The organism is Pseudomonas sp. S3_A03 (genome assembly GCF_054668275.1).
Genome location: NZ_CP162753.1, coordinates 5,023,981 through 5,041,649 on the forward strand (window position 1 = coordinate 5,023,981; position 17,669 = coordinate 5,041,649).

General features: G+C 60.7%; 21 protein-coding genes, 1 pseudogene and 1 riboswitch. Of the genes and pseudogenes, 13 read left to right on the forward strand and 9 right to left on the reverse strand.

Translation table 11 applies throughout. The annotated features are described in order from the left end of the window. The first annotated feature begins 108 nt into the window (after positions 1-108). Positions 109-1,434, forward strand: a complete 1,326-nt coding sequence (gene hisD, locus AB4O25_RS23000; RefSeq protein ID WP_017526142.1) for a histidinol dehydrogenase — start codon at positions 109-111, stop codon at positions 1,432-1,434. Between the two features lies 1 nt (position 1,435). Beyond that, complete coding sequence (gene hisC, locus AB4O25_RS23005; RefSeq protein WP_460150003.1) at positions 1,436-2,488, forward strand: histidinol-phosphate transaminase; 1,053 nt, start codon at positions 1,436-1,438, stop codon at positions 2,486-2,488. A gap of 63 nt (positions 2,489-2,551) precedes the next feature. Here hisC and AB4O25_RS23010 read toward each other — a convergent pair whose 3' ends face one another. Further along, positions 2,552-3,826, reverse strand: a complete 1,275-nt coding sequence (locus AB4O25_RS23010; protein WP_017526144.1) for a uracil-xanthine permease family protein — start codon at positions 3,824-3,826, stop codon at positions 2,552-2,554. Between the two features lie 2 nt (positions 3,827-3,828). After that, positions 3,829-4,467 carry a uracil phosphoribosyltransferase gene (gene upp / locus AB4O25_RS23015; RefSeq protein ID WP_017526145.1) on the reverse strand — a complete coding sequence of 213 codons (639 nt, stop codon included), beginning with the start codon at positions 4,465-4,467 and terminating at the stop codon, positions 3,829-3,831. Positions 4,468-4,630: 163 nt separating this feature from the next. Between upp and AB4O25_RS23020 the strand changes: the two genes are divergently transcribed. From AB4O25_RS23020 to AB4O25_RS23035, 4 genes are all read left to right on the forward strand, one after another. Beyond that, positions 4,631-5,188 (forward strand): hypoxanthine-guanine phosphoribosyltransferase, encoded by a 558-nt coding sequence (locus tag AB4O25_RS23020; protein WP_017526146.1) that lies wholly within the window; start codon positions 4,631-4,633, stop codon positions 5,186-5,188. 3 nt (positions 5,189-5,191) lie between these two features. Then, entirely contained in the window at positions 5,192-5,659 is a 468-nt protein-coding gene (locus AB4O25_RS23025) for a WbuC family cupin fold metalloprotein (RefSeq protein WP_017526147.1), read from the forward strand. A 35-nt stretch (positions 5,660-5,694) separates the two neighbouring features. Beyond that, positions 5,695-6,180 carry a hypothetical protein gene (locus AB4O25_RS23030; protein WP_116078449.1) on the forward strand — a complete coding sequence of 162 codons (486 nt, stop codon included), beginning with the start codon at positions 5,695-5,697 and terminating at the stop codon, positions 6,178-6,180. A 108-nt stretch (positions 6,181-6,288) separates the two neighbouring features. Continuing rightward, the gene (locus AB4O25_RS23035; RefSeq protein ID WP_017526149.1) at positions 6,289-6,576 is read left to right on the forward strand and encodes a PA4642 family protein; all 288 of its coding nucleotides are present in this window, start codon (positions 6,289-6,291) and stop codon (positions 6,574-6,576) included. A gap of 55 nt (positions 6,577-6,631) precedes the next feature. On the opposite strand, the gene mqo is transcribed toward AB4O25_RS23035, so the two are convergent. Both mqo and AB4O25_RS23045 read right to left on the reverse strand, forming a co-directional pair. Beyond that, complete coding sequence (gene mqo / locus AB4O25_RS23040) at positions 6,632-8,140, reverse strand: malate dehydrogenase (quinone) (RefSeq protein ID WP_017526150.1); 1,509 nt, start codon at positions 8,138-8,140, stop codon at positions 6,632-6,634. A gap of 727 nt (positions 8,141-8,867) precedes the next feature. Continuing rightward, positions 8,868-9,101, reverse strand: coding sequence for a hypothetical protein (locus tag AB4O25_RS23045; RefSeq protein WP_460150004.1), 234 nt, complete (start codon positions 9,099-9,101; stop codon positions 8,868-8,870). A 182-nt stretch (positions 9,102-9,283) separates the two neighbouring features. Between AB4O25_RS23045 and AB4O25_RS23050 the strand changes: the two genes are divergently transcribed. Beyond that, entirely contained in the window at positions 9,284-9,871 is a 588-nt protein-coding gene (locus AB4O25_RS23050; protein WP_017526152.1) for a YajG family lipoprotein, read from the forward strand. Between the two features lie 55 nt (positions 9,872-9,926). Here AB4O25_RS23050 and AB4O25_RS23055 read toward each other — a convergent pair whose 3' ends face one another. Further along, positions 9,927-10,136, reverse strand: coding sequence for a hypothetical protein (locus tag AB4O25_RS23055; RefSeq protein ID WP_017526153.1), 210 nt, complete (start codon positions 10,134-10,136; stop codon positions 9,927-9,929). A gap of 183 nt (positions 10,137-10,319) precedes the next feature. Between AB4O25_RS23055 and AB4O25_RS23060 the strand changes: the two genes are divergently transcribed. After that, positions 10,320-10,577 carry a hypothetical protein gene (locus AB4O25_RS23060; RefSeq protein ID WP_017526154.1) on the forward strand — a complete coding sequence of 86 codons (258 nt, stop codon included), beginning with the start codon at positions 10,320-10,322 and terminating at the stop codon, positions 10,575-10,577. A gap of 61 nt (positions 10,578-10,638) precedes the next feature. Here AB4O25_RS23060 and AB4O25_RS23065 read toward each other — a convergent pair whose 3' ends face one another. Continuing rightward, positions 10,639-11,802 (reverse strand): 1-acyl-sn-glycerol-3-phosphate acyltransferase, encoded by a 1,164-nt coding sequence (locus AB4O25_RS23065; protein WP_026067128.1) that lies wholly within the window; start codon positions 11,800-11,802, stop codon positions 10,639-10,641. A gap of 132 nt (positions 11,803-11,934) precedes the next feature. Between AB4O25_RS23065 and AB4O25_RS23070 the strand changes: the two genes are divergently transcribed. The 4 genes from AB4O25_RS23070 to AB4O25_RS23085 all read left to right on the forward strand — a co-directional run bounded on the left by AB4O25_RS23070 (position 11,935) and on the right by AB4O25_RS23085 (position 13,991). Then, a complete protein-coding gene (locus AB4O25_RS23070) occupies positions 11,935-12,117 on the forward strand; it encodes a CPXCG motif-containing cysteine-rich protein (protein ID WP_017526156.1) in 183 nt (60 codons plus the stop codon). Between the two features lie 11 nt (positions 12,118-12,128). After that, positions 12,129-12,389: a putative signal transducing protein gene (locus tag AB4O25_RS23075; protein ID WP_017526157.1), complete on the forward strand. Its 261-nt coding sequence runs from the start codon at positions 12,129-12,131 to the stop codon at positions 12,387-12,389. Between the two features lie 36 nt (positions 12,390-12,425). Then, entirely contained in the window at positions 12,426-13,046 is a 621-nt protein-coding gene (locus AB4O25_RS23080) for an SOS response-associated peptidase (RefSeq protein WP_017526158.1), read from the forward strand. 126 nt (positions 13,047-13,172) lie between these two features. Further along, positions 13,173-13,991, forward strand: a complete 819-nt coding sequence (locus AB4O25_RS23085) for a M48 family metallopeptidase (protein ID WP_017526159.1) — start codon at positions 13,173-13,175, stop codon at positions 13,989-13,991. A gap of 73 nt (positions 13,992-14,064) precedes the next feature. Here the strand turns inward: AB4O25_RS23085 and AB4O25_RS23090 are convergent, their stop codons facing one another. The 3 genes and pseudogenes from AB4O25_RS23090 to AB4O25_RS23100 form a co-directional block, all read right to left on the reverse strand. Continuing rightward, positions 14,065-14,649, reverse strand: a complete 585-nt coding sequence (locus AB4O25_RS23090; protein ID WP_005784895.1) for a TMEM165/GDT1 family protein — start codon at positions 14,647-14,649, stop codon at positions 14,065-14,067. Positions 14,650-14,737: 88 nt separating this feature from the next. Beyond that, positions 14,738-14,859, reverse strand: a riboswitch (yybP-ykoY riboswitch). 50 nt (positions 14,860-14,909) lie between these two features. Continuing rightward, positions 14,910-15,907: pseudogene (locus tag AB4O25_RS23095) on the reverse strand (methyltransferase). Positions 15,908-15,937: 30 nt separating this feature from the next. Beyond that, a complete protein-coding gene (locus tag AB4O25_RS23100) occupies positions 15,938-16,903 on the reverse strand; it encodes a 2-hydroxyacid dehydrogenase (RefSeq protein WP_065877277.1) in 966 nt (321 codons plus the stop codon). Between the two features lie 84 nt (positions 16,904-16,987). Between AB4O25_RS23100 and AB4O25_RS23105 the strand changes: the two genes are divergently transcribed. Further along, positions 16,988-17,620, forward strand: coding sequence for a LysE family translocator (locus AB4O25_RS23105; RefSeq protein ID WP_017526162.1), 633 nt, complete (start codon positions 16,988-16,990; stop codon positions 17,618-17,620). The last annotated feature ends 49 nt before the right edge of the window (positions 17,621-17,669 follow it).

Below are 17,669 nucleotides of genomic sequence, written 5' to 3' on the forward strand. Positions count from 1 at the left end.
GCTGCGCCCGTCTATCCGCCTCATAGCCAGAATTCTCAGGTGCCCAAGCGGAAACGACTGCTAGTTTAGGGCGCCTGAGTTTTTGCCAATTCTATTGAGGCCCTCGCTATGACCACGTCCACTGCAATTGCCCGACTCAACGCTGCCGACCCGGATTTCGCCCATCATCTGGATCATTTGCTGAGCTGGGAAAGCGTGTCCGACGACTCGGTCAATCAGCGAGTACTCGACATCATCAAGGCTGTGCGCGAGCGCGGTGACGCAGCGCTGGTGGATTTCACCCGCCAGTTCGACGGCCTGGACGTCAAGTCCATGGCAGACTTGATCCTGCCTCGCGAACGCCTGGAACTGGCCCTGACGCGCATCACCGCACCACAGCGCGAAGCCCTGGAAGTCGCGGCAGCACGCGTGCGCAGCTACCACGAAAAGCAGAAACAGGATTCCTGGAGCTACACCGAGGCCGACGGCACCGTGCTGGGCCAGAAGGTCACGCCGCTGGACCGGGCGGGCCTCTACGTGCCGGGTGGCAAGGCGTCGTACCCGTCATCGGTGTTGATGAACGCGATTCCCGCCAAAGTGGCGGGCGTGACTGAAGTGGTCATGGTGGTACCGACCCCGCGCGGTGAAATCAACGAGCTGGTGCTGGCAGCCGCTTGCATCGCCGGCGTGGACCGGGTGTTCACCATCGGTGGCGCTCAAGCTGTCGCGGCGTTGGCCTATGGCACCGAAAGCGTGCCGAAGGTCGACAAGGTGGTCGGCCCGGGCAACATCTATGTCGCCACCGCCAAACGCCACGTGTTTGGCCAGGTCGGCATCGATATGATCGCCGGCCCCTCGGAAATCCTGGTGGTGTGCGACGGCCAGACCGATCCGGACTGGATCGCCATGGACCTGTTCTCCCAGGCCGAGCACGACGAAGACGCCCAGGCGATCCTCGTCAGCCCGGACGCCGAGTTCCTCGACAAGGTCGCCGCCAGCATTAATAAGCTGCTGCCGACCATGGACCGCGCCGAGATCATCGAGAAGTCAATCAATGGCCGTGGTGCCCTGATCCTGGTGCGTGACATGGAGCAGGCCATCGAAGTGGCCAACCGCATCGCGCCGGAGCACCTGGAACTGTCGGTGGCCGACCCGCAAGCGTGGCTGCCATCGATTCGCCACGCCGGTGCGATCTTCATGGGCCGCCACACCAGCGAAGCCCTGGGCGACTATTGCGCGGGCCCGAACCACGTGTTGCCGACCTCCGGCACCGCGCGATTCTCGTCGCCGCTGGGGGTGTATGACTTCCAGAAGCGCTCGTCGATTATCTTCTGCTCCCCACAGGGTGCCTCCGAACTGGGCAAGACCGCTTCGGTGCTGGCCCGTGGTGAATCCCTGAGCGCTCACGCCCGCAGCGCTGAATACCGCATCCTTGACGACAAGAAAGGTAATTGAGATGAGCAAATTCTGGAGCCCGTTCGTCAAGGACCTGGTGCCTTACGTACCTGGTGAACAGCCGAAGCTGACCAAACTGGTCAAGCTCAACACCAACGAAAACCCCTACGGCCCGTCGCCCAAGGCGCTGGTTGCGATGCAGGGCGAGTTGAACGACAACCTACGCCTGTATCCGGACCCCAACAGCGACCTGCTCAAGCAGGCCGTGGCCAAGTACTACGGGATCGACGCCGGCAAGGTGTTCCTCGGTAACGGTTCCGATGAAGTGTTGGCGCACATCTTCCACGGTCTGTTCCAGCACGACCTGCCGCTGCTGTTCCCGGATATCAGCTACAGCTTCTATCCGGTGTACTGCGGCCTCTATGGCATCAAGTCCGAGCCGGTGCGGTTGGACGAGCAGTTCCAGATCCGTGTTGCGGACTACGCCAGGCCCAACGGCGGGATTATCTTCCCCAACCCGAACGCGCCGACCGGCTGCGTGCTGGCACTGGATGCGGTGGAGCGGATCGTTAAGGCCAGCCCCGACTCGGTGGTGGTGGTCGATGAGGCGTATATCGACTTCGGCGGCGAAACCGCCATCAGCCTGGTGGACCGTTACCCGAACCTGCTGGTGACCCAGACCCTGTCCAAGTCGCGCTCACTGGCCGGTTTGCGCGTGGGCCTGGCCGTGGGCCACCCGGACCTGATCGAGGCGCTGGAGCGGGTCAAGAACAGCTTCAACTCCTACCCGCTGGATCGCCTGGCGATGGTCGGCGCGGCGGCGGCGTTCGACGACCGTGAGTACTTCGACAGGACCTGCCGGTTGGTGATCGACAGCCGCAACACGCTGGTCGCACAGCTGGAGGCTAAAGGCTTTGAGGTGCTGCCTTCGGCCGCCAACTTCATCTTCGCTCGCCACCCACGGCACGATGCAGCCGGATTGGCCGCCAAGCTGCGTGAGCAAGGGGTGATCGTGCGTCACTTCAAGCAGGAGCGAATTGCTCAATTCCTGCGGATCAGCATCGGTACGCCGGAGCAGAACCAGGCGCTGATCGATGGTCTCGGCGAGCTCTAACAGGCGCTGAAATCAAATGTGGGAGGGGGCTTGCTCCCTCCCACATTGGTTTTGTGTTGCTAATTACAGCAACGGCTCATCCGGCTTCTTGTTCTTCCAGCCATCATTGCCCGGCAGCAGCAGGTTCAAACCAATCGCTACCACCGCACACAGGGCGATGCCCTTGAGGCCGAAATCATCCGGGCCGGTGCCGGTACCGACCAGCACGCCGCCAATCCCGAACACCAGGGTTACCGACACAATCACCAGATTGCGCGCCTCTCCAAGGTCGATCTTGTGGCGAATCAGTGTGTTCATGCCAACGGCCGCAATCGAGCCGAACAACAAGCACAGAATCCCGCCCATCACCGGTACCGGAATACTCTGCAGCAGTGCGCCGAACTTGCCGATAAACGCCAGGCTGATGGCAAACACCGCAGCCCAGGTCATGATTTTCGGGTTGTAGTTCTTGGTCAGCATCACCGCGCCGGTCACTTCGGCGTAAGTCGTGTTCGGCGGGCCGCCAAACAGGCCGGCGGCCGTGGTGGCGATGCCGTCACCAAGCAATGTGCGATGCAGGCCAGGCTTCTTCAGATAGTCGCGACCGGTCACGCTACCCACCGCAATCACACCACCGATGTGTTCGATCGCCGGGGCCAGGGCCACCGGGACGATAAACAGGATGGCCTGCCAGTTGAATTCCGGTGCGGTGAAGTGGGGTAGGGCGAACCAGGGTGCAGCGGCGATTTTTGCCGTGTCGACTACGCCAAAGTAGAACGCCATGGCAAAGCCCACCAGCACGCCGGAGATGATCGGCACCAGGCGGAAAATACCTTTGCCGAACACCGCCACGATCAACGTGGTGAGCAGCGCCGGCATCGAGATCATCATTGCCGTCTGGTAATGGATCAGCTCGGCACCGTCTCCGGACTTGCCCATCGCCATGTTCGCGGCAATCGGCGCCATGGCCAGGCCGATGGAAATGATCACCGGCCCGATCACCACCGGCGGCAGCAGCCGGTCGATAAAACCGGTGCCCTTGACCTTCACCGCCAGGCCCAGGAACGTATAAACGAAACCGGCCGCCATCACGCCGCCCATGGTTGCCGCGAGGCCGAACTGGCCCTTGGCAAGGATGATCGGGGTGATAAAGGCAAAGCTCGAGGCCAGGAACACCGGCACCTGCCGGCCTGTCACCACCTGGAACAACAACGTGCCCAGGCCGGCGGTGAACAGTGCGACGTTTGGATCAAGACCGGTGATCAGCGGCATCAACACCAGCGCGCCAAATGCTACAAAAAGCATTTGTGCGCCAGACAGGATCTGGCGCCAAAGCGGGTCGTTGAATTCATCCTGCATGCTCACGCGTCCTTCTGCTTGGTGCCGAAGATCTTGTCGCCGGCATCGCCCAGGCCCGGGATGATGTAGCCGTGTTCGTTCAGGCGTTCATCGATCGAGGCGGTGTAGATCTGCACGTCGGGGTGCGCTTTCTCGACGGCGGCGATGCCTTCGGGGGCGGCGACCAGCACCATCGCACGAATGTCCTTGCAGCCAGCTTTTTTCAGCAGGTCGATGGTGGCGACCATGGAACTGCCGGTGGCGAGCATCGGGTCGATGATCATGGCCAGGCGCTCGTCGATTTCCGGGACAAGTTTTTCCAGGTAGGTGTGGGCCTGCAAGGTTTGCTCATTGCGGGCTACGCCCACGGCGCTGACCTTGGCGCCGGGAATCAGGCTGAGGACGCCTTCGAGCATGCCGATACCGGCGCGCAGGATCGGCACCACGGTGATTTTTTTACCGGCGATTTTTTCCACCTGGACGGGACCGGCCCAACCGGGGATCTCGTAGTTCTCCAGGGGCAAATCCTTGGTGGCTTCGTAAGTGAGCAACGCTCCGACTTCCTGAGCAAGCTCACGGAAATTCTTCGTGCTAATGTCGGCGCGGCGCATAAGGCCGAGCTTGTGTCGGATCAGCGGGTGGCGGATCTCGCGAGTGGGCATGGGAAAGGCTCCGGCGGCGGGCAAAAAAACCGGCCTAGATTAATCTATCCGAGGGTGTTGTCCTATAGACATCTAGCACGTTAGTCCATTAAGGCTTGCTCGGAGCGCACGAGAAGCGTACCTTCGCCCGCTTTTCTTGCCACAGCACCCCTTGGAGAGCGCCATGTCCGCTGATCTCGAGCATATCCGTCAAATCATGCGCGAGGCTGACTGCCTGTACACTGAAGCGCAAGTCGAAGAGGCGATCGCCAAGGTCGGCGCACACATCAGCCGCGAAATGGCCGACACCAATCCGGTGGTTTTCTGCGTGATGAACGGCGGCTTGATCTTCGCCGGCAAATTGCTCACTCACCTGCAATTTCCATTGGAAGCGTCCTACCTGCACGCCACCCGCTACCGCAACGAAACCACCGGCGGCGACCTGTTCTGGAAAGCCAAGCCGGAAGTCTCGTTCATCGACCGCGACGTACTCATCATCGACGACATCCTCGACGAAGGTCACACCCTGGGAGCGATCATCGACTTCTGCAAACACGCCGGCGCACGTAAAGTGCACACCGCCGTGCTGATCGACAAAGACCACGATCGCAAAGCCCGTCCGGACCTGAAAGCCGATTACGTCGGCCTGCCGTGCATCGACCGCTACATCTTTGGTTACGGCATGGACTACAAAGGCTACTGGCGCAATGCCAATGGGATCTACGCCGTCAAAGGGATGTAAGCCATGACCCGTTTTCTTGATCAGACGCTATTTGCCGAACTGGCCGAGAAAGCGGGCGCCAGCCCTCGCGGGCGGCATCACCATAACTTCCACCAAATGCAAGAGCCGTGTCATCGCCTGGCCGTGGGCCTGCAACCGGACACGTACGTGCCACCCCATCGACACTTGAGCGCCGACAAGGCGGAAACCTTGCTGGTGCTTCAGGGGCGCCTGGGGTTGCTGGTGTTCAATGACGCCGGGGAGGTCATCGCCAAGCGTGTAATGCAGGCGGGCGGCGAGTGCTCCGGCGTTGATCTGCCGCCCGGTGTTTTCCACGGCCTGGTGGTGCTGGAACCCGACACGGTCATGTTCGAATGCAAGGCCGGGCCTTATCGTCCGATAGGCGTGGGGGAGCTGGCCGATTGGGCGCCGCGTGAAGGCGACGCCGATGTGCTCGCCTATCAACGCTGGATGCTTGCCCAGTTCGATTGAGCTACAGTGCTGGGCTATCTCGCACGGAGCGGCCCATGAGCCTGTTGATTCGCACCTGCGCCGCCCTGGCGCTGACCCTCAGTTTGCCTCTGGCCGCTGCCCCGGCCCCGATGCACGGCCAATTCTTGCCGCCCGATGACCTCACCCTTCGCACCGAAACGCCTGACCAGCAACAGTTGCTGCAAGTCACCGAGTACGCGGTGGTGGTGGGCAATCAGCGCCAGTCCAACCAGCAACCGATCCCGGTGACCTCGCCGCTGATGATCCGCCTCAAAGGCAAGTCCCTGAATAAAGGCGCGACCATTGCCCAGGTAGTGCTCAACTTCGATGCCGAAAGCAAAAGCCTGAAAAAGCCGGTGTTCGACGATAAGACCAAGACCCTGACGCTGTCTTATCCCGTTGCCCAATACCGCGTGATCATCGACCTGCTGCGCAATGACACGGTATATGTGCAGTTCCTCAGTTATGCCAATGGGCATATCTGGGCGGATTTGCACACCGGGGCGGTCCGTACCCAATAGCAAAAACGCTGAATATCCAAATGTGGGAGGGGTCTCCAGCGCTTTCGAAGCTTGCACGCCGCAGGTAGACTTCAAACCCCGTGTAATGTCTGCAGGCTGGAGTCGGTAATGCGTAAAGATAAGAAACAGGTGATTGGTGACGAGATTGGCGACGACCAGATCAAGTTATTCCTGGACTTCGAGCCGGTCGACGCGACTTCACCGTCCCTGCACAAGCTGATCAAGGCCTACCGTGGCCTGCGTATCGACGACTTCGAGCGGTTCCTGGGTTTTTTCAAGGCGGCCGGCCTGGATCTGGATGGCAAGGATGAGCATGGCCAGACATTTGTTGATCTGATCAAGGACCAGCGCAACGCCGCCGAATACATCGAGCTGATCGATAACGCCCGCGACTGATTCGCCGAGCGAAAAAAACGCCCCGAGGGGCGTTTTTTTATGGCTTGGCAATGCCTTAAGCGTAGCTTTCGGCCTCGTTGCTTTGCTCAACCAGTTCCAGGCTGATGTTGTTTTGCGTGTTGATCTTGCGATACAGCTCGGCATCCGTCTCCAGTACCTTTTCCCGAGCCGGGAAAATCTCCTGCAGCTTGGTCGCCCACTCGCCGGCGGCTTTGGCCGGGAAGCAACGCTCGATCAGTTCCAGCATGATCGACACGGTCACCGAAGCGCCTGGGGATGCGCCCAACAGAGCGGCCAGCGAACCGTCCTTGGCGGCAACCAGCTCGGTGCCGAATTGCAGCACGCCGCCTTTCTTCGGGTCTTTCTTGATGATCTGTACCCGTTGGCCGGCCACTTCCAGGCGCCAGTCTTCGGCTTTCGCCTGCGGGTAGAAGCGGCGCAGGGATTCCAGGCGTTGCTCCATGGATTGGCGAACTTCGCTGACCAGATACTTGGTCAGGTCCATGTTGTCGCGGGCCACGGCCAGCATCGGGCCGATATTGCCGGCGCGAATCGACATCGGCAGGTCGAGGAACGAACCGTGCTTGAGGAACTTGGTGGTGAAACCGGCGTATGGCCCGAACAGCAACGACTTCTTGCCGTCCACCACGCGGGTATCCAGGTGCGGCACGGACATCGGCGGCGAGCCCACGGCGGCCTGGCTGTAGACCTTGGCCTGGTGGTGCTTGACCACTTCGGGGTTGTCGCAACGCAGCCACTGGCCGCTGACCGGGAAGCCGCCGAAGCCTTTGCTCTCTTCGATGCCCGAGGCTTGCAGCAGGGGCAGCGCCGCGCCGCCGGCGCCAAGGAACACGAATTTGGCGTCCACTTCACGGCTATTGCCGCTGTTGACGTCCTTGATGCTCACGGTCCAGCCGGCACCGTTGCGCTTGAGGCCGGTGACGCGCTTGCTGTACTTGACCTGAGCGTCCGGCGAGCTGGTCAGGTGGCCGAGCAACTGGTTGGTCAGGGCGCCGAAGTTGACGTCGGTGCCGTTCATCACACGGGTAGCGGCGATTTTTTCGTCGAGCGGACGCCCCGGCATCATCAGCGGCATCCACTCGGCCATCTCGCTACGGTCTTCGGTGTAGTGCATATCCGAAAACGCGTGGTGCTGGCTGAGGGTTTCAAAGCGCTTCTTGAGGAACGACACGCCTTTTTCGCCCTGCACGAAGCTCAGGTGCGGCACCGGGCTGATAAAGGACTTGGACGAGCCAAAGGTGCCCTTTTTGGTCAGGTACGCCCAGAACTGCTTCGACACCTCAAACTGGGTGTTGATGTGGATGGCTTTCTTGATGTCGATGGAACCATCGGCGGCCTGCGGGGTGTAGTTCAGCTCGCACAGCCCGGCGTGGCCGGTACCGGCGTTGTTCCACGGGTTGGAACTCTCCGCTGCACCCGAGTCCATCAGCTCAACGACTTCCAGCTTGAGGCCGGGGTCGAGCTCTTTGAGCAGAACGGCCAGGGTGGCACTCATGATGCCGGCCCCTACCAGAACTACGTCGACTGCTTCGTTATGCGCCATTTAACGCGTCTCCAAAATCTGCAGCACCAAATTGACGGCATGGCTGCCAGGAGTGACGGGGCGGTTCACGTGATGCCCCAGGTTACCCATGGCCAGGATCGCCATGTCCGTTTCGCAATTCTTTGCAACTTCAGCGCACGCTTCCTGCCTGCCTAATCCGCCTATGAACGCATTCATGGGCGCCTGTGGCAATTCGACTTATGGTCAACGCGTGCGATGGGTGCAATCAATCCGTAGCGGACAGGCTCAAGCTCCCGTTGTCGAGGAGTACTCAATCCTGTGTGGTTGGGCTGTTCCAGACGCTGATGGTGCTTGTACAAACGCCAAACTATTCATTTGCTCGCCACACTCTTGTGAAGTTGTGAAAACCCGTTTTTTCACGCTCTTTTGAAGACGTGAACCTCAAAAAAGGGCTGCCTCAGCCTGGCACCTGGCCCGCGGTACTTTTGCCGACATGCGGCAAAACGGGCAAACAACTCAAGTGGCCGAGCGCAATGGCAGCTCTGGCAGATTCGGTAAAGGCGGGTGGTTTGCAAAGGAAACAGCAAGCGCGCCAGCTTCACTCGATCTGTGTGGGCGGCTCTCTGTGGGCGATTCTTGAGGTTAATACCGAGGCATTAACGTTGCTGCGAGGCCCGATCAGGAGACGTCCTTATAATCGGGGGGAGATTGTAGCGAAGAACGTCAGGGAAATGGACGTGTTTTATGACTTTTATTCGAGTTGTGGTCAGGAGGCCAACGCTTGGCGCGGTTGTGCGTGTATCACCGCTGGGCGAACCCGGGCGCTGGCCGGCAGCGGGCGGTGCATCCAGCATAGCCGGGTCTCGGTCACTTCCACCCAGCCTTCGCCGGCAGGCGGCAGGCTGCACTGCTTGAATGCCAGGCAATGGCCCTTGGCGTCGAGCAAGGCGAACTGGCGATGACGGGTGTGTGACATGAACAGCGATTTGAGAAGGCGCATGGTTTTGTACCGGTTGCGTTACATGCTTGAAGGTTGCCAGTCTGCCATGACATTGAAATGACGGATTTATGCGAAATTGTAATTTCGCCGTGGTTTCAGGTGCTGTTCAGGATGACTGGTGGGTGCCCTGCGCACACCGTTATACTGCCCGCCTGTTTGCACCTAGTCCTGGAGAAATGAGTATGTTGCAACGCCTGTTGTTCGGTTTGATCACTGTGACCAGTTTGACTTTGGTTGGCTGCGCCAACAGCCCGCAACAACTCAGCCCGCAACCTAAGCTCACCACCCAGCTGGCGCCGGTAGGCCACGGCCAGCCGGTGTCGGTGCGTGTAGTGGATGGTCGCCCGTCGCCTACGCTCGGTTCGCGCGGCGGCCTGTACCCGGAGACCGCGCTGATTTCGGTCACCGGCCAGGACGTGCTGCCCAAGCTGCAGGCCCAGGCTGAAGCGGCCGTGCGCCTGTTGGGCTTCACCCCGAGCCCCAACGCCCCGGGCGCTCCCCAGTTGACCATCACCCTGGCGGAGCTGAAGTATCAGTCGCCCAAAGAAGGCCTGTACGTGACTGAAGCCGCCATCGGCGCTACGTTCAAGTCCGACGTCACCGCCGGCACCCGTCGCTACAGTGGTCGCTATGGTGCGTCGCTCAACCAGCGCTTCGGCATGTCGCCCAACCAGGAAACCAACACCAAGCTGGTCAGCGACGTCCTCAGTGACGCGTTGACCCGCCTGTTCAAAGACCCGAGCATCGGCCAGTTGCTCAGCGCGCAATAACCGTTTCGCAAAAAAACCGGGTTTGGTTGAGCCCGGTTTTTTTATGTCTTGAGTTTCATGCGGCTGTGTCGATACGGAAGTCCAGCATGCTTACCCCCGTCAACAGATCGGCTTCCGGCAGGTCGGCATGTTGATGCCCGCCAAGGGCGCAATACACCAGCCAGTGGCGGTCCTGCACGTTGAACGCCAGGCTGCCGACCAGCGCCTCCTGCTCGTCGCTTTGGGCCATCAGATACAGCCGATCCTGGTTGTGTGCGTGCAACATGACAAGCTCCCGAACGTTCGAAGGGCAACAGAGTGGCTTGTTAAGGTGACGTTCAGGTGACGCTGTAAATTACTGGATACATTAACCGTTCATGGGGGATGGAGCGTTTTCGGCGCTGGAGGCCACTATCGTCCAGGTTTGTAGCTGGGCTGATACCCAGTCACTGTTTCGCTGAGGTTTGCGATGGCCCTGCCCGCACTATTGATCAATGCTCTCGCTTTAGCGGTGGCCTGCCCCGGCGCAGCGCTCCTGTTCATTACCCGACTGCGCGAGCAACGCGCGATGGCTGACCTGACCGCGCAAAGTGAGAAGCGCACGATCGACCAACCCATGCTGTTTCTGGATGTGCGCACCGAGCGGGCGCACCGTGTGGCTTATCGAGTCGGTTTTGTGTGTATGGGGCTGGCGCTGAGCATCTCCTGGCTCAGCACCCACCTATAAACGCAGCGCAAACCAAATGTGGGAGGGAGCAAGCCCCCTCCCACATTTTCAAGCTCGGCGTTTACAGGGGAATGCCGGCTTTAACGCGGTACTGGTTGCGCACAGGTGTCGCGTACTGCACCACCAGGTAGGGCCGGTGCTCAGCGGGGCACTCGTTCAAGCGTCGGTCCCATTCCGCCTGCGCCTTGGCCAGTTCATCTGCGGGGAACAGCTCGGCGGCCTTTGGTACCTGCAATTGCGGGTCGGCGTCGCTCCACTGGGCGTAGGCCAGATAGTGCACCGGGAACAACCGATAACCGCCCAGAATCTGCCGGTCCATCTCCACGGCCAGTACTTTGGTGTCTTCGAAACGCTCGGTAATCGGAGGTGCGAAGTTGATATGGACGCGGCCTTTATAGCCGGTGATGCCCAGGGCAATGCTGACGTCATCCTCGCCCTGCGCTTTTACATAAGTGCCCGTGGTTGCGCGGATGTACAACTCGCGCGCCTTGGCCGAATCACACGGGTCGTATTCGTAGCTGATGGACACCGGCGTCAGGTTCAGCGACTGGATCACTTCGGCAAACGGCTCGTCCTTGCGGCTGACGTGAAACATCTTGAGGATCGCCGATTCGGTGCGATCATCCCCATCCTTGGCCCGGCCTTCTGCCTGGGCTATCCAGATCGACTGGCAGTCGTTGCGGATCGAATGATTGATGTAGGCCGACAATAGGTTGAACGCCGCCATCTTCTCCTTTCGCCCAGTGATTGAACGGTGCACGATAAAGCTCTTGTTCAGGCGCATCAGGTCGCTGACGAAGGGCTTTTGCAGCAGGTTGTCACCAATGGCGATGCGTGGCGTCGGCAGGCCGGCGTGATACACGGCGTAGTTGACGAAGGCCGGGTCCATCACGATATCGCGGTGGTTGGCCAAAAACAGGTAGGCGCTGCCGGACTTGAGCTGCTCGACGCCAGTGTAGGTCACGCCGTCGGTCGCCCGGTCGATGGTGTGGTCGACGTAATACTCGACTTTGTCCTGCAGCGTGGCCACGGTGGTGACCCCGGCGAATTCACGGCGCAGCTTGCGAGCGATCATCGGCTTGAGCAACCAGCCCAGGGGGCCGGCGAAGCGCGGGAAGCGGAAGTGGGTCAGGATGTCCAGAAAGGCCTTGTCACTGAACAGCCGGTCCAGCACTGCCGGGACTTCGCTGTCGTTATAAGGTCGGATGGTATCGAATTCGCCCATCATGCTCTCTTGTTAGAAACGGCTAGGGTAAGTAAAGGAAAAACCAGGGTGCGGACCAGGTAATGGGCCAGGCCGAAAATAGCCCTGTAAATAGACCGGCGATTATACGCACAAGTCACTTGGGAGACTGCGATGCTGGAAACTGCGACGTACGATTGTCCTTATTGCGGTGAAAAGGTCGAGACGACGGTGGACTTGTCGGGCGCAGATCAGTGTTATATCGAAGACTGTCAGGTGTGCTGCCGCCCGATTATTTTCGACCTGCAGGTGCATGGTGACGAGTGGATGCTCGACACCCGCAGTGAAAACGAATAGCAGGTGCGCCCATGCAGCGAATCTACGAACCGGAAAACCTGATGGAGGGCGAGCTGTTGCAAAAGATGCTCGCCAGCGAGGGCATCGAGGCGCACCTGGTGGGGCGTCATTTGCTCGGCGGCACCGGCGAATTGCCGATCTTCGGCTTGCTGGGCCTGGAAGTCGATAATGACCGCGCCGCCGATGCCCGCGAGCTGATCACTGCCTATATCGGTGCGCAGCCCGTGCCCGGCGATGAACCCGACAGCTTCCCCGACGTGCTGGTCTGTTAGGCTGTCGGTCGGTTTACCCAAGAGTCGTGTTGCCCCATGTGTGGACGTTATGCCCTGTTTCGCTGGAACCCTTCCTTTGCTGCCTTGCCGGGCTTTCCGGCCGACCAGCAAGCCCAGTGGAACATCTCCCCGAATGATTCCGTGCTGATCCAGCGCGCCGCCGACGGCCAGCGCACCCTGGCCCGCGCCCGCTGGGGCCTGACGCCACCCTGGCTCACCGACCTTTCCCGCACCCCGGCCCATGCCCGCGCCGAAACCCTGGCCGAACAACCGATGTTTCGCGAGGCGTTCCGTCAGCGGCGCTGCCTGCTGCCGGCCAATGGTTTCTACGAGTGGCGTGGCACCCAGCGCAAGCGCCCGTACTGGCTGACACCGGGGGAGGGCTCCACATTGTTTTTTGCCGCGATCTGGGAAGCCTATCCGGTGCAGGAGCAGGTGTGGCTGAGCACGGCAGTGGTCACCCAGGCCGCGCAGAGCCAGCGTCGACCACTGATTCTGGATGTGGCGGGGCAGGCGGCCTGGCTCGACCCCGAGACGCCGCTGCATGTGCTGCAAGGCCTATTGGCCAGTGAACCCGTCGCATTGCGCGAGCGCGTCCTGGCCAATATGGTCAACGATCCCAAGCTCAATGGGCCGGAGTGCCTGACGCCGGCTTAAGCCTGGCGACTGTGGGATGTATCTGAAAATTTGCAGCTACACGTCTGGTGTATCTGGCGTGGATACAAATGAGCGCCTACGATACGCGCCATGTTTCAAGGGCGTTTTTTCAGGGAGAGAGTGTTGATGAAAAAAACAGTGGCGGTAAGCGTACTGGCTGCGGCGATGCTGCTGGCTGGGTGTCAGTCGGTCAATACCACCAGCGGCGGCGCCGTTGGAGTTGAGCGCAAGCAATACATGTTCAGCATGCTGTCGAGTCAGGAAGTTGACCAGATGTATGCCCAGTCCTACCAGCAGACCCTGGGTGAGGCCAGCGGCAAAGGGGTCTTGGACAAGACCAGCGCCAACGCCAAGCGCGTGCAGGCCATCGCCAAGCGCTTGATCGCCCAGGCGCCGACCTTCCGTGCGGATGCCGCCCAGTGGAACTGGGAAGTCAACCTGATCAAGAGCGATGAGATGAACGCCAACTGCGGGCCTGGCGGCAAGATCCTGGTTTACAGCGCGCTGATCGACAATCTCAAACTCACCGATGACGAGCTGGCTGCGGTGATGGGCCATGAAATCGCCCACGCCTTGCGTGAACACGGTCGCGAAGCCATGTCCAAGGCCTACGGTATCGAGATGGCCAAGCAGGGCGCCGGTGCGTTGTTCGGCCTGGGCCAGGACAGCCTGGCACTGGCCGACACCGTGGCCAACTATGGCATGACCTTGCCCAACAGCCGCAGCAATGAAAACGAAGCCGACCTGATCGGCCTGGAGCTATCGGCCCGCGCCGGCTACAACCCGAACGCGGCCATCACGCTGTGGAACAAAATGGCCAAGGCATCGGAAGGTGCGCCGCCTGAGTTCATGAGTACGCACCCCGCGTCCGACAGCCGGATTGCGTCGCTGCAGGCGGCGATTCCGAAGGTGATGCCGCTCTACCAACAGGCCAAGAAGTCCTAAGGCTTGATGAAGACCTAAATGTGGGAGGGTTCTACACCCTCCCACATTGGTTTGGGTTTGCAGGCTTAGCGCCTTAGATCCAGCCACTGCTTTGCATGGCTTTGTACACCGCCACAATCGCCAGCACGAAGAACGCCGTTGCCGCCAATCGACGAATCAACGTCAACGGCAATTTTTCCGCCGCGAAATTCCCCGCCAGAACCACCGGTACGTTGGCAATCAACATGCCCAGGGTGGTACCGATGATGACCAGCCACAGCTCAGGGTATTGCGCCGCCAGCATCACCGTGGCGATCTGCGTCTTGTCACCTATTTCTGCCAGGAAAAATGCAATCAGTGTGGTCAGGAACGGCCCGAACTTGCGTGTGGTGCTGGCTTCGTCGTCGTCGAGCTTGTCGGGCACCAGGGTCCACAGGGCGGTCGCGCAGAAGCTCGCCGCAAGGATCCAGTGCAACACCGCATCCGAGAAGAAACTGCCAAACCAGGCGCCCACGGCACCGGCGGCCGCATGGTTGGCCAGGGTCGCGGCAACGATGCCGGCGATGATCGGCCAGGGCTTGCGGAAGCGAGCGGCGAGAATGAGTGCGAGCAGTTGCGTCTTGTCGCCGATTTCGGCCAAGGCAACGATTGCAGTTGGAACGAGGAGTGAATCCAGCATCAGGTAGGTTTCCAGGGGCGGGTCGACACGGCTATGACACGTACAGCCTTCCCGCCCCGGGTAAGGTGTGCGTGTCATAGGTCTTGTCAAACCCCGGTCCGTCTGTGCGGACTCCTGGGTCGCATACGCCATGGTCTGCTGACCAAGTATGTTGACGTATGCCGGACGAGCGTTCGGCTCGTGGGAGACTACTCCCCTAGGACGGAGCGGATTCTGCCTAGGCAAAATCCATTCGGCAAGCCTTCTTTTTCAAACGCCTGTCAGCCGCGCTTGGCGCGGTAGATGCGAAAACCATTACCTTCGGCCTTGATCGCACACACGCCCAAGTGCTCTTCGATCAGCGGCTGGTACTTGAGGAAACTGTTGGCGACCAGCCGAAGTTCACCGCCTTTTGCCAGGTGTTTGGCTGCTTTTCGCAGCAGGTTCTCGGTGGCGAAATAATCGGTGTGTACCCCGACATGGAACGGTGGGTTGCTCAGAATCGCATTCAACCCCATCGGCGCGGCGTCGATGCCATCGCCGGTCAGCACCTCGGCTTCCAGGCCGTTGGCCGCCAGGGTCAGGCGGCTGCTGGCAGCCGCGAAGGCGTCTACGTCCAGCATCGTCACGCTGTTGTGCGGGTAACGGCGTTTCACCGCAGCCCCCAGCACGCCGGCGCCGCAACCGAAGTCCAGCAGGTGGCCACTCGGCAGTTTGTCCAAGTGCTCCAGCAACAGCTCGGTGCCACGGTCCAGGCGGCCATGGCTGAACACACCCGGCAAGCTCACGACATTGAGTGGACCTTCGGCCAGCGGCACTTCAAAGACTTGCGCCAGACTCTCCAGCGCCACCGCTTGTGGTGCGTTGGCCACGGTGATTTGCCACAGCTGGCAATGCCGCGCGTTGTCGAGCTTGCGCGGCTTGCCCAAGGGGATCATCTGTTTGGCGGCGCTTTCAATACCGCTTTTTTCTCTCCGACCAGAAACAGCTCGGCGCCGGGTAGGCGCGCGGCCACGGCGTTCAGCAGGTAATCGGTGAGGTCCTTGGATTTGGGCAGGAAGATCACCGCTGCATCGAACTCACGCTCTGGCACATTCACGCCAAACTGGCTGCGCTCGGGGAACCGTGCGTCGAGCGCCGCCTGGTCACCGGCGTGCCAGCTCCAGCCGTGGGCGTTGGGCAGGCGGCCCAGCAGGTCGTCGGCGGGCAAACCCACCAACAGCAAATTGCCTTGAAAAAGTTCGGCCTGACGAAGCAGTACTTCACTGCGCGGATCCATGGTCTGCTCCTTGAAAAGGGGCGCAGTTTATCAACTGACGACACGCAGCGGGGCGCCGCTGAAAAAGCCCAAGGCGTTTTCAGTCAGTTGGCCGACGATGCGCTGTCGTGCTTCGCGACTGCCCCAGGCGTTGTGGGGGGTGACGATCAGCCGTGGAATGTCAGCGGCCAGCAACGGGTTGCCGTCGACCGGCGGCTCCACGCTCAGTACGTCGGTGGCCGCGCCACCCAGATGACCGCTGCGCAAGGCCTCAGCCAGGGCCTGTTCGTTGATCAAACCACCGCGCGCCGTATTGACCACCAACGCGCCCGGCTTGAGCAGTGCCAGTTCACGGGCGCCGATAAAGCCGCGGGTGTGCTCGTTGAGCGGGCAGTGCAACGTGAGGGCGTCGACTTGGGGGAGCAACTCATCCAACGGCACGCGATCTGCGCGGGCGGGGCGCCCTGGGATGGCGCCGAGCAGCACGCGCATGCCAAAGGCTTCGGCCAGACGCGCCACAGCACTGCCCAGCTCACCGTGGCCCAGCAGACCAAGGGTCTTGCCTTCCAGTTCGACGATAGGATGGTCCAGCAGGCAGAACTGTTTGGCTTGCTGCCACTTGCCGGCGGTCACGTCCCGTTGATAGTCCTGCAAGCGGGTCGCCAGGTTGAGCAACAGCATGATTGTGTGTTGCGCCACCGAGGGTGTGCCGTAACCCTGGCAGTTACTCACGGTGATGCCATGGGCACGGGCGGCTTGCAGGTCAATGTTGTTGGTGCCGGTGGCCGATACCAGGATCAGCTTGAGCTCCGGGCAGGCCGCCAGGGTCTCGGCGTTGAGCGCAATCTTGTTACTGATGACCGCCTGGACGCCTTGCAGGCGCGCAATCACGTTCTGCGGCGTGGTGTCCGGGTACAACTGCAGGTCACTGAAGCAGTCGCGTAAACCACTGAGGTCGAGGTCCCCCAGGTCCAGGGACGGGTGATCAAGGAAGACGGCGCGGCGATTGTTCGTCATCAACTGTACCTTTTGCAGCAGGGTTCGAAGGCGTAATCTGCCGAGCCTATCAGATGAAATAATCCGTTACTTAATGGAGTGCGTATGTACCTCGCCGAGTTTTTGACCGTGGCCCTGATTCACCTCCTGGCGGTGGCCAGCCCCGGCCCGGATTTCGCCGTGGTGGTGCGTGAAAGCGTGACCCATGGCCGTCGCGCCGGCACCTGGACGGCGCTGGGCGTGGGCTCGGCGATTTTTCTGCACGTGGGGTATTCGTTGCTCGGCATCGGCTTGATCGTGTCCCAGTCCATCGTGCTGTTCAATGCATTGAAATGGGCTGCGGCGGCGTACTTGCTGTACATCGGTTTCAAGGCCCTGCGCGCGCAACCGGCCAAGCCCGCCGCCGAGGGCGAGTTACATCGTGAAGCGGGCGAACGCACCCCACGCGGCGCGTTTACCGCGGGCTTTGTGACCAACGGCCTGAACCCCAAGGCGACGTTGTTCTTTCTGTCGCTGTTCACCGTGGTCATCAACCCGCACACGCCGCTCGCGGTGCAGGCGGGTTACGGTGTGTACCTGGCGGTGGCGACGGCGTTGTGGTTTTGCATGGTAGCCATGTTGTTCAGCCAGCAGCGCGTGCGTGCGGGCTTTGCGCGAATGGGCCACTGGTTCGATCGCACCATGGGCGCGGTGTTGATCGCCATCGGCGTGAAGCTGGCCTTTACCAGCATGAAATAACCGCTGCTCGCTCAAGTAGGCACGGTCAAAATGTGGAAGGGGGCTTGCC